This is a genomic window from Pseudomonas sp. HN11 (assembly GCF_021390155.1).
In the GTDB taxonomy this organism is placed as follows: Bacteria; Pseudomonadota; Gammaproteobacteria; order Pseudomonadales; family Pseudomonadaceae; genus Aquipseudomonas.
In genome coordinates, this window is sequence record NZ_CP089985.1 from 3853722 (window position 1) to 3869416 (window position 15695).

The window sequence follows — 15695 nt, forward strand, 5'->3', positions numbered from 1 at the left end:
TCTATGGCATAACAAGAATAAAAAGCGCCAAACCTAATAAAAATAAGACGAAACGACTCTGACATAACAAAAACAACACGGCAGAGACGCAGCTAACAGATTTTTTTGGAGAAGATGTGCTTCGCAGGGTACGGCATGCCGCAACCCGCAACCGGTTAGAGAAAAATAAAACTACCTCAGGTAGCTACCCACTGGTTGGATCGATTACGAAGAAGCAGATCAGCGCTCAAAAAAATACGTTTGCTCTTGACCCTCGGATGGGGGTCGCCAAAAACAGCGGTAAAGGGTAACGGTTGCCAAAAACAACAATAGGCCGCCCCTCAATAATAAAAAAGAGCACGCAACGACAAATTAAAGGGGACCCTCGGGTCCCCTTTGTGCTGTCTGCACTTACCGTTTAGACCAATGTGTCACCTGTAGCCGCGAAGTTATTCAGCACCCTGCGCGTCAACACTTTCAGCGATCTCTGCTCCAGCGCATACCGCTCGGCCCCCAGCTGATTGAGCTCCCGCTCGTAAAACGCACTTTGCATCAAGCCGTTCACCAGGATTTCATCCTTGCGCTTGCCCAACAGGCCTGCCAGCCGATCGACGGCCGCATCATACTTTGTCTGCCAATCGGCTATTGCGCCATGCGGGCCTTGCAAATCCGAGAGTTCGAAAAGTGCAGCGCTTTTCTCATCAATTCGCTCAAGGTCCGGCGCCATCAGCGCCCTGAGCTCCTGTGGGTAGTGCTGACGAAGGTGCTTCTCCCAGAACATGCGCCCGACAAAAAAAGCCTCCTCATTAGCGGGGTTGCCCTCGTCCCTGAGCACCTGCTCATAAGCGGCATCGATTGCCGCCTGGCCCACATTTGCCTGTTGGGGAAACACCATATCGCGGGATTTGACCGGCAACTCCAATCGGTCTGCAAGCCGCGTGCGGTAGGCCAGGACGACTTCCGCCTGCTCGGTGAATCCAGGCCCTCTCGCCGCAACATCCTGCATGGCAATAGCGTCCACCAGCATGAGACGAAATAGTTTCCTTGCGGTGGCAATCAGTGCGCCCTCGGCATTTTCCGTTCCTGCCAGCTCAAGTGCCCTTGCACCCAGCCATTCACTCTCGAGGTTCATGAACTCGACCGAGCTGCCGTCACCACAGGTTACGCGATCATCGGCGGCTGTAAATAATGCCTCACGAATGTCCTGGCTTTGGCTCACGGCCTCGAGCATGTCCCACACCCTCTCGGCCAATACCGGGCGGGCTACGTCGCTGACATACTCGGCACTTCGGGTGAGATCAGCCACGACGGCGAAAAAAGCGGCCGATTCCGGACTACTCTTCAGCTCATCCCAGATCGCGCCGCGCCGCGCCAAATCCGTGGGCGGCATCCCGTCCAACCACAGGCCACGCGCTTCGTCCACGGCAATATGTTCACCCCATTGCACCGGATTGAAAGGCTCACCCAGTCGGGCAACCGTAGCTGCCGACAAGGGATTTTCATGCACATTAATGCGTTCAACATGCCGGTAAGCGTACTCAGGTAAGGTCGTGATCCGGTTTGAATGCAGGTCGATGCGGGCCAGGTTTGGCAATTGTTCTGCACCGACGGGAAAGGTGGCGGTGTCGGTGCCCGCCAGATAAAGCTGGTTCAAGTGGCGCAGGCGGCGCAGGTCGGCCTGCCATCCCAGGCGACGATTATCCGCCAGGTTCAGAATCTTCAAACTCTGCATGCCCTCCAGGCGCTGGCGACTCGGTTCGGTCAGTTGGATGTCATTTCGACTCAAATTGAGTTTGGTCAGCCCGGCCCCGCCATTGGCGAATTCCGGAAATTGCGTGAGGTTGTTGTCGCTCATGTTCAGCCAGCGCAAGCCGCCGAATGCATTCAGAAAAGGCAGTGAGCTGTCCGAAAGCGCCATGCGACGTAAAACCAGGCTGCCTACGTGGTCCATATTTGCCGTAATCGCGGGTAATTCGCCGATCACTTCATCCGATAAGTCCAGGACGTGGCCGATGGGTGTCTGGTCCCCCGCGAATACCTGTGCGGAACCTCTACGCCAAGCGGCCTTGAGGGTACCCGATACTCTGCGCCTGGCGCGTGCGTAGCCTGATCCGCCCTCCTGCTGCCAGTTGACCAGTGCCTTGTCGAGTTCTGAAAACTCCTCTTCGAGCTGGATCAACTTCGCCAGAAGCACCGCGTCGCCAGCGCCTCGAAGCTCAAGCATGATCTCGACCTCATCCATGGACTTTGACGGATAAAGAGACATGGCCTTCATTCTACAAACAGAAGGACGCTCGGCATCGCTGCCCCCCGGGCTGAGGGGATACCCTATGCGTCCGTCCGCCAGACGCATGGGTGATCTGAAGCCGGGTTTAATCGCTTGCAATCCCAGTGCGCGACGGCTCGCCTGCTCACCCAGAGGTTGTTGCGCAAGCTGGTTCTTCAGGCGTTGTGCTGCCGCGTTGAACGCAGACCAACCGGTAAATTTTCCGCTACTGGCCATCCAGAGCGCGTTGAAAAAGGCGTCTTTATCTCTGCGCCAATACTCTACTGTTTCGGGCACGCGGTATAACTTCCACTCTTTCATGTCGGTCTGGATAAGGCGCAGTTGCCTGAGTGCACCTGCGTCTCCTACACGCTCGAGTAAAGGGCCATCGTACGTATTCGCGCGAAGCTCTATACACACACCCTCCAGAAGCCCAGGCAGGGAAGCCATCTTGTGCAGCGACAAGCGCACTCCGTCCCTTGTGAGTTGATTATCGAACAGCAAGTCCGCATGTGCCCGCATCACACGTGCTTTCTGCAAGTAGACACGCGCCTCCTCGCCCAAGCGCATCGGCAGACTCGACGTGGATTGCATGCGCACCAGCTCCTGGCTGTTGGCATGGGCCACTATGTCTTCGGCCGCCAATTTAGGCAGCCCGCGAAAGTGACGCTGGACCAGTTGTACATGGGGGTCGCTGGAAACATCACCGGCGGCGATCTCGCGATTGAACAGTTCGCCTAGGGTGCTGTTGGCAGCGTCCAGCAAACAGTCCCGGTACCTCACGATCCGTGCATAAGGCCTGCGCAAATGTTGCAACATCGGATCAGAGTCTTCGCCGTCCGATTCGGAGACAGAGGAAAAAGAAGCATCGTCCGAAACGTCTCTGGTGCGCAGGTAAAGGTCAACCATCTCCCGCTCCGTAAACGTACGCTCGCTCAATAATTGACGAAGCTCAGGCTCAGTCAATTGCCGGGTAAATGCCGGAAACAGCAGGCCACTTTCAAGTTGTCCATGCTCCAGCGTGACCACTTGGGAATCAGCTTTCGGAACAGCTGAACGCCATATCTGATTGCCTTCCGCATCCAACGCCACCAATACCCGTGACTTCGGCCACATCCCGCTTTCCATCAATAACTGTACCTGCATGAACCAATCGACACCGCCAAAAACCGCAGGGTCCGGATGCCTGAGCTGATCGACGAACGCCTGGTGCCTTTGGGCGCATTCAAACCGGCGGAGCATGTCTTTCAACAGGGGTGCAGGCGCTCTGTGCTCAATGAATACCCGGCGTAGCTCCTCATCCGTCACACCACTGATCGCCCTGGCTTGCTCAAGCTGACTGTCGCTCAGGTGATCGACGCTATGGCCAATGCGGCGCAGTAGCGTCTTGCGGTCCCAGGTCAAAGGTTGTTCGAACTCATGCACCCAGGCGCCCTCACCGTTGTGTCGGACCCACGGCGCATAGCGTGAATCGCCCTCGGGGTGCAGAAGCTTGAATTCATTTTCAGTACGACTGACCTGAACCTTGTAGTGACCGCCGCCCTCTGCTGGCAGGTACAGCCCACCGTCATGACCATACAACCCATGTGCGTTGGGCCGGCTCCCTTGGGCCAACTCGACCTGGTGCAGGTAGTGTCGCGGATTGAAATCATACAAACGTGTTTGCCCACCAAATTGCACATGCACCAGGCGCTTGATGAAAGGGGTGTCTTTGGCTGCCGCCAGCACTTTTGGCACTGCCAACCCTGCCAGGTTGAGGCCCACCGCCGAAAAATGCGCCCACGCCACCCGGGCATCGTCGTGCGACCATGCCTCAATGCCTTCGCCTATCTCGTAGGCCATCTGCACAGCGGCGACGACCAGCATGACGTCACCCAGAAACGGCACCACGAACGAGGCAAGATTCAGAATGTCCAGCGCCGTGCTGCCGAACGACCAGAGCCAGGCGTTGTAGACACGTTCGTCGACATCCTGGGTGGACACTACGCTGGTGCGAGCATTCTCCATGGTCGACCGCATGCGCCGTATCGCGCAATCCGCCCAGACATCCCGCCATGGCGGTGCGTAGGTACCCTGGCGATAAATCCGGCCTTTGTGTACCACGGCAAAATCCTGGTCGTCAGCGTACTGGCCGTTTGGATCCAGCAAGGCTTTGAGCTGGCTGAAGAATGCATCCTGGCTGGCAAGCGGCACAAACTGGCTGAAGAATTTCCGATATTGGACACGACACAGGCGCGTCGTCAGGTGGTCAGTAAAAGCGCCAATATTGTCATAGGCCTTGAGCGGATGAATGGGGTCACCAGGGATATAGGCCATGCACCGGTGGGGGACAAGTTCGGCGTTTCTCACATTTTCCCGCCACTTGACCGGACCGATGATCAGGATGTTCTCGATATCAAAGCTGAATAACCGCAATGGCGAGAACCTCACGGACTCCCCTGCCCACTTCCCCTGCGACTGGTTTCGCAAAAGATCACCGATCAACTGGTGACCATCAGACGCAATGTCGCCCTTCATCAAGGCAATCTCAGCGGCCAGTTCCAACTGGTTTCGATGGCTGGTAATCAGATGACTGTAAAGCTTGCCAATGCCCGCTTCCGTGGTAGTTATCCGGATCCGGCTATTGATGAAGGTTCGCACATACTCATAGTAAGAACTGCCCAGATCCAGTTCCCGACACAGCGTAGCGAACTCATGCGCCTGAATACTCAACTCGAACGACTGAACGTTGCCTGGAGAATGCAGCCTTGTGCCTGGATAGCGGTAAAAGTTGTAAGCGGTGATCAGGTGGCAGTCCCCGCAAACCGGCGTGCTCGCCTCGTCCTGAGTGAAGTTGTTCAGCGCTGCCTCCAGCAGGCTCATACCTCTGTAGAAATAGAACTGTGGCGCCAATGCGCTGGTGTGGGTAGTCGAGAGCTCCGAGGGACCGACTTCGCACTCTTTCTGTTCCATCTTGCGGGCATAAAATACCTTCCTGGTATCCAAGCGTTGCCCGAACTTATTTTCAATGGCAGCCACCAACAGCGGCTCGGCATACGCCGCCGGTCCTTTCAAATCCCTGAACATCTCATCGAGCTGATTCAAGGACCTTCTGCTGCGCACATGGACCGCTCTCAAACGCTCTTTCGCAGCCGCCGAGGCCTGTTTGAACCAGTCTGGAATGCTCAGCGTCAACGACGCCATTTCGGTTTTGCGCTCATCGAGCGCATCGGTGTACCAGTCGGGGGTGTTGTCCTTGATCACCCGCCCATGTGGGCTCTGCTCGTCCTCAACCGCCGGACGCGCGGGGGGATCAATGGTGGTGCTTGTCATGGCCATGACCTACAAGTGGCGAAATAATCCGCCACTCTAGGCATCGCAGTTCAACACAGAGCTGTAGACATGCACTGTACTTCAGCCGTCTTTGCGCAACTCCTCGATGCTGATTTCGCGCATACGGAATTTCTGGATTTTGCCCGTCACCGTCATTGGGAACTCATCCACGAATTTGAAGTGCTTGGGCGTTTTGAAGTGTGCGATGCGCCCCTTGCACCAGGTTTGCAGCTCAAGTTCATTGGCCACCTGGCCCGGATGGAACTTGACCCAAGCGACGATGGCTTCGCCGTAACGCTCGTCCGGTATACCGATAACCTGCACATCCGCCACCGCCGGATGGGTGAAGAAAAACTCCTCCAGCTCACGCGGGTACACATTCTCGCCGCCGCGAATGATCATGTCCTTGTTGCGTCCGGCGATGCACACGTAACCGTGGGCGTCCATGCTTGCCAAGTCGCCGGTGTGCATCCAGCCGGCGTCGTCGATGGCCTCGCGGGTGGCGTCGGGGTTGTTCCAGTAGCCAAGCATCACGCTGTAGCCACGGGTGCACAGCTCACCGATTTCACCGCGTGCCACGGTGTTGCCGTCAGCGTCGATGATCTTGTTTTCCAATTGCGGCTGGGTGCGCCCAACGGTGGTCACGCGGCGTTCCACGTCGTCATCCGCCCCGGTTTGCAACGACACCGGGCTGGTCTCCGTCATGCCGTAGGCAATCTGCACCTCGCTCATGTGCATCTCGCTGATGACCCGGCGCATCACTTCGATGGGGCACGTGGCACCGGCCATGATGCCGGTGCGCAGGGTGGACAGATCAAAGTCGCCACGCTGCGGATAATCGAGCATGGCGATGAACATCGTGGGCACGCCGTACAGGCCGGTGGCGCGCTCTTCGGCGACGGCAGTGAGAGTCAGCAGCGGGTCGAAGCCATCATTCGGGTAGATCATGGTGGTGCCGTGGGTGATGCAACCAAGGTTACCCATGACCATGCCAAAGCAGTGATAGAGCGGCACCGGGATCACCAGGCGGTCTTGCTCGGTCAGGCCCAGGCTTTCGCCGACCATGTAACCGTTATTGAGAATGTTGTGGTGGCTGAGGGTGGCGCCCTTGGGGAAGCCGGTGGTGCCGGAGGTGTACTGGATATTAACGGCTTGGTCGAAGTGCAGGCTGGCTTGGCGGGTGTGCAGGTGTTCAGGCGGGATACCTGCGCCGAGGGCTGATAGCTGCGACCAGGGCATAAAGCCTTCTGGCGGGTTGGAATCCAGGCTGATGAGGCCGCGCATTTCTGGCTTCAGCGCCTGCAACATGGCGTGGTAATCGGAGGTCTTGAACGATCCTGCGCATACCAGCCACTGACAGCCGGATTGCTTGAGCACGTAGTCCAATTCACTGCTGCGGTACGCCGGGTTGATATTGACCAGGATCACGCCAAGCTTGGCGCTGGCGATCTGGCTGATACACCACTCGGCGCAGTTGGGGGCCCAGATCCCCAGGCGGTCGCCACTCTGCATGCCCAGGGCGATAAACGCACGGGCGTGCAAATCGACCGTTTCGGCCAGTTGGCGCCAGGTGTAGCGGCGCTGCTGGTGGCGCACCACCAGGGCCTCGCCGTCGGGGAATTGCGCGACGGTTCGGTCAAAGGCTTGGCCAATCGTCATCGCCAGCAAGGTCTTGTCCTGAGAGCCACGGCTGTAGCTCTGGTTCGGCTGATCCATAACGACCCCTGTTGTCTTTTTTGTAGGTTGACGTAAACGTAAACTACGATTGACAGCGCCTTAACGCAAGTTTACGTTAACGTAAAGGTGAGCACCCTCTCCTGGCTCGCCCTCCACACAACAACAAAGCTCACATTAAGGTGCCTGTCCATGAGTTACCCGTCCCTGAACTTCGCCCTTGGTGAAACCATCGACATGCTGCGCGACCAGGTGCAGTCCTTCGTGAGCAAGGAAATCGCGCCGCGCGCGGCACAGATCGACAGCGACAACCTGTTCCCCGCCGACCTGTGGCAGAAGTTCGGCGACATGGGCCTGCTGGGCATCACCGTCCCGGAAGAATATGGCGGTGCCGGCCTGGGTTACCTGGCCCATGTGGTGGCGATGGAAGAGATCAGCCGCGGCTCGGCCTCGGTGGCGTTGTCCTACGGCGCGCACTCGAACCTGTGTGTGAACCAGATCAATCGCAACGGCAACCACGAGCAAAAACTCAAGTACCTGCCCAAACTCATCAGCGGCGAACATGTCGGCGCCCTGGCCATGAGCGAGCCGAACGCCGGCTCCGATGTGGTCTCGATGAAACTGCGTGCCGATAAACGCGGCGATCATTACGTGCTCAACGGCAGCAAGACCTGGATCACCAACGGCCCCGACGCCAGCACCTACGTGATCTACGCCAAGACTGACCTGGAGAAGGGGCCTCACGGCATCACCGCCTTCATCGTCGAGCGCGACTGGAAGGGCTTCAGCCGCAGCAACAAGTTCGACAAGCTGGGCATGCGCGGCTCCAACACCTGTGAGCTGTTCTTCGATGACGTCGAAGTACCGGAAGAAAACATCCTCGGCGTGCTCAACGGTGGCGTAAAAGTGCTGATGAGTGGCCTGGACTACGAACGCGTTGTGCTCTCCGGCGGCCCGACAGGGATCATGCAGGCCTGCATGGACCTGATCGTGCCCTACATCCACGACCGCAAGCAGTTCGGCCAGAGCATCGGCGAATTCCAGCTGATCCAGGGCAAGGTCGCGGACATGTACACCCAGCTCAACGCCAGCCGCGCCTATCTTTACGCAGTGGCCCAGGCGTGCGAACGCGGCGAGACCACACGCAAGGACGCCGCCGGAGTGATCCTCTACAGCGCCGAACGTGCCACGCAGATGGCCCTCGACGCGATCCAGATTCTTGGCGGTAACGGCTACATCAATGAGTTCCCGGCCGGGCGCCTGTTACGGGACGCCAAGCTGTATGAAATCGGCGCCGGCACCAGTGAGATCCGCCGGATGCTGATCGGTCGCGAACTCTTCAACGAAACCCGCTGAAGGAGCGCAACATGGCCACCTTGCACACCCAGCTCAACCCGCGTTCGGCGGAGTTTGCCGCCAACAGCGCGGCCATGCGCCAACATGTCGACGCCCTGCATACCCTGCTTGCCCATGTGCAGCAAGGCGGCGGCGCCAAGGCCCAGGAGCGGCATACGTCACGCGGCAAACTGCTGCCCCGCGAGCGCATCAATCGTTTGCTCGATCCCGGCTCGCCGTTTCTTGAACTGAGCCAACTGGCCGCCCATCAGGTGTATGGCGAAGATGTGCCGGCCGCCGGGGTGATTGCCGGGATCGGCCGGGTGGAAGGCGTCGAATGCATGATCGTCGCCAACGACGCCACAGTGAAAGGCGGCTCGTACTACCCACTCACCGTAAAGAAACACCTGCGCGCTCAGACCATTGCCGAGCAGAACCGCCTGCCGTGCATCTACCTGGTGGACTCTGGCGGCGCCAACTTGCCGCGTCAGGACGAGGTGTTCCCCGACCGCGAGCACTTCGGAAGGATCTTCTTCAACCAGGCCAATATGAGCGCCCAGGGCATCCCGCAGATCGCGGTGGTGATGGGCTCGTGCACCGCCGGTGGTGCCTATGTGCCGGCGATGGCCGACGAAGCGATCATGGTGCGCCAGCAAGCCACCATCTTCCTCGCCGGGCCGCCGCTGGTGAAGGCCGCGACCGGTGAAGTGGTGAGTGCCGAAGACCTTGGCGGTGCCGATGTGCATTGCAAGATCTCGGGCGTGGCCGACCACTATGCCGACAGCGATGAACACGCGCTGGCCCTGGCCCGACGCAGCGTGGCCAACCTCAATTGGCGCAAACAGGGCGAGTTATTGCAACGCCCGCCCGTGGCGCCGCTGTATAACAGCGAAGAGCTTTACGGCGTCATTCCGACCGACACCAAACAACCTTTTGATGTGCGCGAAGTGATCGCCCGCCTGGTGGACGCTTCGGTGTTCGATGAGTTCAAGGCGCTGTTCGGCACCACGCTGGTGTGCGGTTTTGCGCACCTGCACGGCTACCCGATTGCGATCCTGGCCAACAACGGCATCCTGTTCGCCGAAGCCGCGCAAAAAGGCGCGCACTTTATCGAGTTGGCCTGTCAGCGCGGGATTCCCCTGTTGTTCCTGCAGAACATCACCGGATTCATGGTTGGCCAGAAATATGAAGCCGGCGGCATCGCCAAGCACGGCGCCAAGCTGGTCACGGCAGTGGCCTGCGCCAAGGTGCCGAAGTTCACGGTGATCATCGGCGGCAGCTTTGGTGCCGGTAACTACGGTATGTGTGGCCGCGCCTATGACCCGCGCTTCTTGTGGATGTGGCCGAATGCACGCATTGGCGTGATGGGCGCCGAACAAGCGGCCGGTGTGCTGGTGCAGGTCAAGCGCGAACAGGCTGAACGGGCCGGCAACGGATTCAGCGTCGAGGAGGAGGCGGCGATCAAGCAGCCGATCCTCGACCAGTACGAAACCCAGGGTCACCCCTACTATTCCAGCGCGCGCCTGTGGGACGACGGTGTGATTGACCCGTTGCAGACCCGCGACGTGCTGGCCCTGGCCTTGTCCGCTTCGCTGAATGCCCCCATCGAGCCGAGCCGCTTCGGCGTGTTCCGCATGTAAATGGAGCTGTATCCCATGAGCGATTTCAACACCCTCGAACTGGTTACCGACAGCCGTGGCTTTGCCACGCTGTGGCTCAGTCGCGAAGCCAAGAACAACGCGTTCAACGCCGAGATGATCCGCGAACTGATCATCGCCCTAGACCAGGTACAGGGCGACCCGGCCTTGCGTTTTCTAGTGCTGCGCGGACGCGGCAAGCATTTCAGCGCCGGGGCCGACCTGGCCTGGATGCAACAATCCGCCGAGCTGGATTACCACACCAACCTGGACGATGCGCGCGAGTTGGCGGAGTTGATGTACAACCTGGCCAAGCTGAAGATCCCGACCCTGGCGGTGGTGCAAGGCGCGGCCTATGGCGGCGCACTGGGGTTGATCAGTTGCTGTGACATGGCGATTGGCGCGGACGATGCGCAGTTCTGCCTGTCGGAAGTGCGCATCGGCCTGGCTCCGGCGGTGATCAGCCCGTTCGTGGTGCAGGCAATCGGCGAACGTGCGGCACGGCGCTATGCGCTGACCGCTGAGCGCTTTGGCGGCCAGCGCGCACGCGAGATCGGTCTGTTGGCGGAAAGCTATCCCATCGGCGAGCTGGATCAACAAGTCGAACAATGGCTCGCCAACTTGCTGCAAAACAGCCCGGCGGCGATGCGCGCCAGCAAGGACTTGCTACGTGAAGTGGGCAATGGTGCCCTCACGCCGGCCCTGCGCCGCTATTGCGAAAATGCTATCGCGCGCATCCGTGTCAGCGCTGAAGGCCAGGAAGGCCTGCGCGCCTTCCTGCAAAAACGTCCACCCAGCTGGCAGCCCCAGGAGCCACGTTCATGAGCACATTGACGACCCTGCTGGTGGCCAACCGTGGCGAGATAGCGTGCCGGGTGATGCGCACCGCCAAGGCCATGGGCCTGACCACCGTGGCGGTGCACAGCACCACCGACCGCGATGCGCGCCACAGCCGTGAGGCGGACATTCGTGTCGACCTGGGTGGCAGCAAGGCCAGTGACAGCTACCTGCAAATCGACAAACTGATCGCCGCGGCTCAAGCCAGCGGCGCCCAGGCAATCCATCCGGGTTACGGCTTTTTGTCGGAGAACGCCGCTTTCGCCCGCGCTATTGAAGCCGCCGGGTTGATCTTCCTCGGCCCGCCCGCCTCCGCAATTGATGCCATGGGCAGCAAATCGGCCGCCAAGGCACTGATGGAAACCGCCGGCGTACCTTTGGTACCGGGTTATCACGGGGAAGCCCAGGACCTGGAAACGTTCCGCGCGGCCTGCGAGCGCATCGGCTACCCCGTGCTGCTCAAGGCCACGGCCGGTGGCGGTGGTAAAGGCATGAAGGTGGTGGAGAACGTCAATCAACTGGCTGAGTCCCTGGCTTCTGCGCAGCGTGAGGCGCTGTCTTCCTTCGGCAATGGGCAGATGCTGGTGGAAAAGTACCTGCTCAAGCCGCGTCACGTAGAGATCCAGGTGTTTGCCGATCAACATGGGCATTGCCTGTACCTCAATGAACGGGACTGCTCGATCCAGCGTCGCCACCAAAAAGTGGTCGAGGAAGCGCCAGCACCGGGGTTGAGTGTTGAACAGCGCAAAGCCATGGGTGAAGCCGCCGTGCGTGCCGCCCAGGCCATCGGTTATGTCGGTGCCGGCACCGTGGAGTTTTTGCTCGACGCGCGTGGTGAGTTCTTCTTCATGGAAATGAACACGCGGCTGCAAGTGGAGCATCCGGTAACCGAGGCGATTACTGGCCTGGACCTGGTGGCCTGGCAGATTCGTGTCGCTCAGGGCCAGGCGCTGCCGATCACCCAAGAGCAGGTGCCGTTGACCGGCCATGCGATCGAAGTGCGACTGTATGCCGAAGACCCCGCCAATGACTTCCTGCCCGCCACCGGGCACCTGGCGCTGTATCGAGAATCCAACCCGGGGCCGGGCCGTCGCGTGGACAGCGGTGTCGCGCAAGGGGACAGCGTGTCGCCGTTTTATGACCCCATGCTCGGCAAGCTGATTGCCTGGGGCGAGGACCGTGAACAGGCACGACTGCGGTTGCTGGCCATGCTCGATGAGTTTGCCATCGGTGGACTCAAGACCAACCTGGGATTTTTGCGGCGCATTATCGGTCATCCGGCGTTTGCGGCGGCCGAGCTGGATACCGGCTTTATTCCGCGTTATCAAGAAGAGCTGCTGCCGGTGCCTGGGGAGCTGAGTGATGATTTCTGGCAGGCAGCGGGATCGGCATTCATACAGAGTTTGCCAGAGGAAGATGGGCCTTGGGCTGACAAACGAGGCTTTCGTGCCGGGTTACCTGTCGAGGTGTCGTTGCACTTGAGCTGCAATGGCCAGGATCGATTGGTGACGCTGGCGCCTGAGGCGCCACAGTTGCGAGGCGAGCAATTATTGATCGAGCAACAGGGCGTACGCTGCAGCCATTTGGCGGTACGCCATGACCGCACGATGTACCTGCGTTGGGACGGTGAAATGCATGGCGTAACGCTGTTCGACCCGATTGCCGCGGTCGAGGCTAACCAGTCCCACCAGGGCGGCCTGACGGCGCCGATGAACGGCAGCATCGTGCGCGTGCTGGTAGAGGTGGGCCAGCACGTCGAAGTCGGCACGCAACTGGTGGTGCTGGAGGCCATGAAGATGGAACACAGCATCCGCGCGCCCCAAGCCGGGGTGGTCAAGGCGCTGTTTTGTCAGGAAGGTGAAATGGTTGCGGAGGGTTGCGCATTGGTAGAGCTGGAAACGGCTGGCTAAAACTTCGCCATGGCTTGAACGACAACCCCGAGGATGCGGCAATTGTCGGTGAACAACTGTTTTGGGTAGGTGGGATTGAGGGGCACCAGGTAGAGCTGGCCGCTCTCTTCCCTCAGTTGGCGGAAGGTCGCGTGGGGGCTGTCGGCCCATTGTGCGACCACCAGCTTGCCGGGGTTGGGGGCAATGGCCGGATCAACCAGGATCATCATGCCAGCACCGATACTCAGGCCACTTGGGGCGGTCATGGCGTCGCCTGTCACCGGCAGCCAGAAGGCGTCGCCCTGAGCATGATAATCCGTCAATTCGAAGCGGGATGCGCCATAGGACGCTCGCTCTTCGCGGACTTCGCACAACCCTTTCCAATCGCTGACCGGGTAGCGGAAATACGGGTTGTAGTTTTTCTCCACAGGCGCGTCATCGGTGCGCTCGCGAATATCCAGCGCGACTTCCAGGTAACCTAACCCCAGCGCCGCCAGCACCCGGTTCATGTCCACCAGGCTTGGCGCACGACGCTTGTTGAGCCAGTGCCCCACCCCGCCCTGGGACATGCCCAAGCGCTCCGCCAGTTCGCCCTGCGTGACCTTGCGGTCTTCCATGTTGGCCTTGACCAACGCAATCCAGTTATCCATGGGCACAAACAATACGTCACGCAGTTTTCAGGGCAATAAACAGTTTGTAGTAATCCATAAAACGACATAAATACGATACGTACTATCATCGGACATAAGGTTTTCGACACCCACGCCAGAGTACCGCCCTTATGACGACCACCCCGTACCTCCCGCCTGAAATCACCGAAGAGACTGAACTTCACGACCTGCGCAGCAGCAGAGCCGCCCAGCGCGCATTGGACTTTTACTTGAAAGAAGATATGTCGGCATCGGTGCCTGACGACGCCCTGTTCGTTATCAACCCTGGTATCAGCCAGGAAGAAGCCCTGGTGCACGCTTCGGACCTGTTACGCTGCGCTGCAGCCACAGCCTATGAATCAGCGAGCAGCCATCAGGGCAATCACCGTGACCTGGCGTTTTCAGTGGTGTATTTGATCGATATGGCGAAGGCGATGGTAGAGCGGTCGTCGCAAGCACATGAGGCTCACGCGAACGGATAACAGGCGCGCAGAGAAAATATTTCTATCTCAGGGATAAAAACATTTGACTTGCAAATGATAATGATTATTATTGGACCCAGCTGATCGCAAGATCAGTCGATAGACCAAGAGACCTTAGGTCGGACTCTTGGAATATCTCCTCATCAGGCTAATCACGGTTTTTGACCCGGCTCTTTGGCCGGGTCTTTTTTTGCCAGTTTCCCTGGCATGGCTTCAGGCTAATGAAGACTGTGTGTTGCTCGATGGCGCGCATGGTAGCAAAAGACTATCGCCCAAAGAAAGCCAGTCGAACGCTCTAGCCCTCATCTTTGCGAAATAGCGCTTGAGAATCAATCTCATAGATTCTAAGCTGCGGCGGCGTCATGGATGACGCCCCCCTTCCTTGCGCAACAATTTTGCATCCAGTCTTTACCAGACTCCTGTGTAATATAGCCGCCATAACAATCATATTCAGGCAACCAGACTATGACCGCGGCCTTGACCTCCATCAGGATCAGCACCGATTTCGACAGTGGCAATATCCAGGTACTGGACGCCCACGACGCCTATCAGTTGCTGCTGGCAATCAAACCCGACACCCGCAGCCAACATTACCAATGGTTCCACTTCAAGGCCGAAGGCATGCATGTGGGCCATACCCACACTTTCCGCCTGAGCAACGCGGGCAAATCTTCCTACCCACACGCCTGGAGCGGCTACAACGCTGTGGCGTCCTATGACCATATCAATTGGTTCCGGGTGCCTACACGCTTTGATGGGGAAATCCTGCATATCAGCCTCGAAACCCAAGAGAAGCATGCCTGGTTCGCTTATTTCGAACCCTATAGCCGTGAGCGCCACGACTGGCTGATCGAGCAGGCCCTGAGTTGCGCCAATACCCGGTTGCTGGCCACCGGCAAAAGTGCCGAAGGCCGTGACATCCAGCTGCTGCGTCGCGGCAAAGGCGGCGAAGGTCGGCGCAAGATCTGGATCATCGCCCAACAGCATCCTGGCGAACACATGGCCGAATGGTTCATGGAGGGCATCATCGAACGCCTGCAAAAGGACGGCGACGTCGAGCTGAAAAAACTGCTGAAAGTCGCCGACTTGTACCTGGTGCCCAACATGAACCCGGACGGCGCCTTTCACGGCCACCTGCGCACCAATGCCATGGGCCAGGACCTCAACCGTGCCTGGCAAAGCGCCAGCCAGGAGAGCAGCCCGGAAGTAATGTTCGTCCAGCAACAGATGGAAAAGTACGGCGTCGATCTGTTCCTCGATATCCACGGCGACGAGGAAATCCCCTACGTTTTCACAGCTGGCTGCGAAGGCAACCCCGGCTACACCCCACGCATCGAGGCGCTGGAAAAGCACTTCCGCAGCCACTTGAGCGCCCTGACCCGCGACTTCCAGACCACTTACGGCTATACCCGCGACTTGCCCGGCGAGGCCAATATGACCCTGGCGTGCAACGCGGTCGGCCAGCAATACGACTGCCTGTCACTGACCCTGGAGATGCCCTTCAAGGATAACGACGACGCGCCCAACCCAAAGACCGGCTGGTCAGGCGAGCGCTCCAAGCAATTGGGCAAGGACGTCCTGAGCACGCTGGCCGATATCGTCACCGTACTGCGCTGACGCCCTCGCCCACTGGC

General features: G+C 59.0%; 9 protein-coding genes. 6 read left to right on the plus strand and 3 right to left on the minus strand.

The window, feature by feature from the left end; translation table 11 throughout:
- Window positions 1–397: 397 nt before the first annotated feature.
- Both LVW35_RS17415 and LVW35_RS17420 read right to left on the minus strand, forming a co-directional pair.
- Complete coding sequence (locus LVW35_RS17415; protein ID WP_233891283.1) at window positions 398–5557, minus strand: NEL-type E3 ubiquitin ligase domain-containing protein; 5160 nt, start codon at window positions 5555–5557, stop codon at window positions 398–400.
- Between the two features lie 81 nt (window positions 5558–5638).
- Window positions 5639–7273, minus strand: coding sequence for an AMP-binding protein (locus tag LVW35_RS17420; protein ID WP_233891284.1), 1635 nt, complete (start codon window positions 7271–7273; stop codon window positions 5639–5641).
- A 150-nt stretch (window positions 7274–7423) separates the two neighbouring features.
- Here LVW35_RS17420 and LVW35_RS17425 point away from each other — a divergent pair, with 150 nt between their 5' ends.
- From LVW35_RS17425 to LVW35_RS17440, 4 genes are read left to right on the plus strand one after another with little or no spacing between them, the layout of a single operon-like run.
- Window positions 7424–8587 carry an isovaleryl-CoA dehydrogenase gene (locus LVW35_RS17425; RefSeq protein ID WP_233891285.1) on the plus strand — a complete coding sequence of 388 codons (1164 nt, stop codon included), beginning with the start codon at window positions 7424–7426 and terminating at the stop codon, window positions 8585–8587.
- A gap of 11 nt (window positions 8588–8598) precedes the next feature.
- A complete protein-coding gene (locus tag LVW35_RS17430) occupies window positions 8599–10206 on the plus strand; it encodes a carboxyl transferase domain-containing protein (protein WP_233891286.1) in 1608 nt (535 codons plus the stop codon).
- Between the two features lie 15 nt (window positions 10207–10221).
- Entirely contained in the window at window positions 10222–11028 is an 807-nt protein-coding gene (locus LVW35_RS17435) for a gamma-carboxygeranoyl-CoA hydratase (RefSeq protein WP_233891287.1), read from the plus strand.
- On the plus strand, window positions 11025–12950 hold the full coding sequence (locus LVW35_RS17440) for an acetyl/propionyl/methylcrotonyl-CoA carboxylase subunit alpha (RefSeq protein ID WP_233891288.1): 1926 nt from the start codon (window positions 11025–11027) through the stop codon (window positions 12948–12950). Before LVW35_RS17435 ends, LVW35_RS17440 begins: the two co-directional genes overlap by 4 nt.
- Here LVW35_RS17440 and LVW35_RS17445 read toward each other — a convergent pair.
- The gene (locus LVW35_RS17445; protein WP_233891289.1) at window positions 12947–13579 is read right to left on the minus strand and encodes a LexA family protein; all 633 of its coding nucleotides are present in this window, start codon (window positions 13577–13579) and stop codon (window positions 12947–12949) included. The genes LVW35_RS17440 and LVW35_RS17445 overlap by 4 nt on opposite strands.
- 131 nt (window positions 13580–13710) lie before the next feature.
- On the opposite strand from LVW35_RS17445, the gene LVW35_RS17450 reads away from it, so the two are divergent.
- A complete protein-coding gene (locus LVW35_RS17450; RefSeq protein WP_233891290.1) occupies window positions 13711–14061 on the plus strand; it encodes a DUF6124 family protein in 351 nt (116 codons plus the stop codon).
- A gap of 465 nt (window positions 14062–14526) precedes the next feature.
- Window positions 14527–15678 carry a M14 family metallopeptidase gene (locus LVW35_RS17455; RefSeq protein ID WP_233891291.1) on the plus strand — a complete coding sequence of 384 codons (1152 nt, stop codon included), beginning with the start codon at window positions 14527–14529 and terminating at the stop codon, window positions 15676–15678.
- Window positions 15679–15695: the final 17 nt, after the last annotated feature.

Coding starts and splice junctions, on each gene's coding strand:
- LVW35_RS17415 (WP_233891283.1), bottom strand. CDS start 5,557: ATGACAAGCACCACCATTGATCCCCCCGCGCGTCCGGCGGTTGAGGAC.
- LVW35_RS17440 (WP_233891288.1), top strand. CDS start 11,025: ATGAGCACATTGACGACCCTGCTGGTGGCCAACCGTGGCGAGATAGCG.
- LVW35_RS17455 (WP_233891291.1), top strand. CDS start 14,527: ATGACCGCGGCCTTGACCTCCATCAGGATCAGCACCGATTTCGACAGT.
- LVW35_RS17445 (WP_233891289.1), bottom strand. CDS start 13,579: ATGGATAACTGGATTGCGTTGGTCAAGGCCAACATGGAAGACCGCAAG.
- LVW35_RS17435 (WP_233891287.1), top strand. CDS start 10,222: ATGAGCGATTTCAACACCCTCGAACTGGTTACCGACAGCCGTGGCTTT.
- LVW35_RS17425 (WP_233891285.1), top strand. CDS start 7,424: ATGAGTTACCCGTCCCTGAACTTCGCCCTTGGTGAAACCATCGACATG.
- LVW35_RS17420 (WP_233891284.1), bottom strand. CDS start 7,273: ATGGATCAGCCGAACCAGAGCTACAGCCGTGGCTCTCAGGACAAGACC.
- LVW35_RS17430 (WP_233891286.1), top strand. CDS start 8,599: ATGGCCACCTTGCACACCCAGCTCAACCCGCGTTCGGCGGAGTTTGCC.
- LVW35_RS17450 (WP_233891290.1), top strand. CDS start 13,711: ATGACGACCACCCCGTACCTCCCGCCTGAAATCACCGAAGAGACTGAA.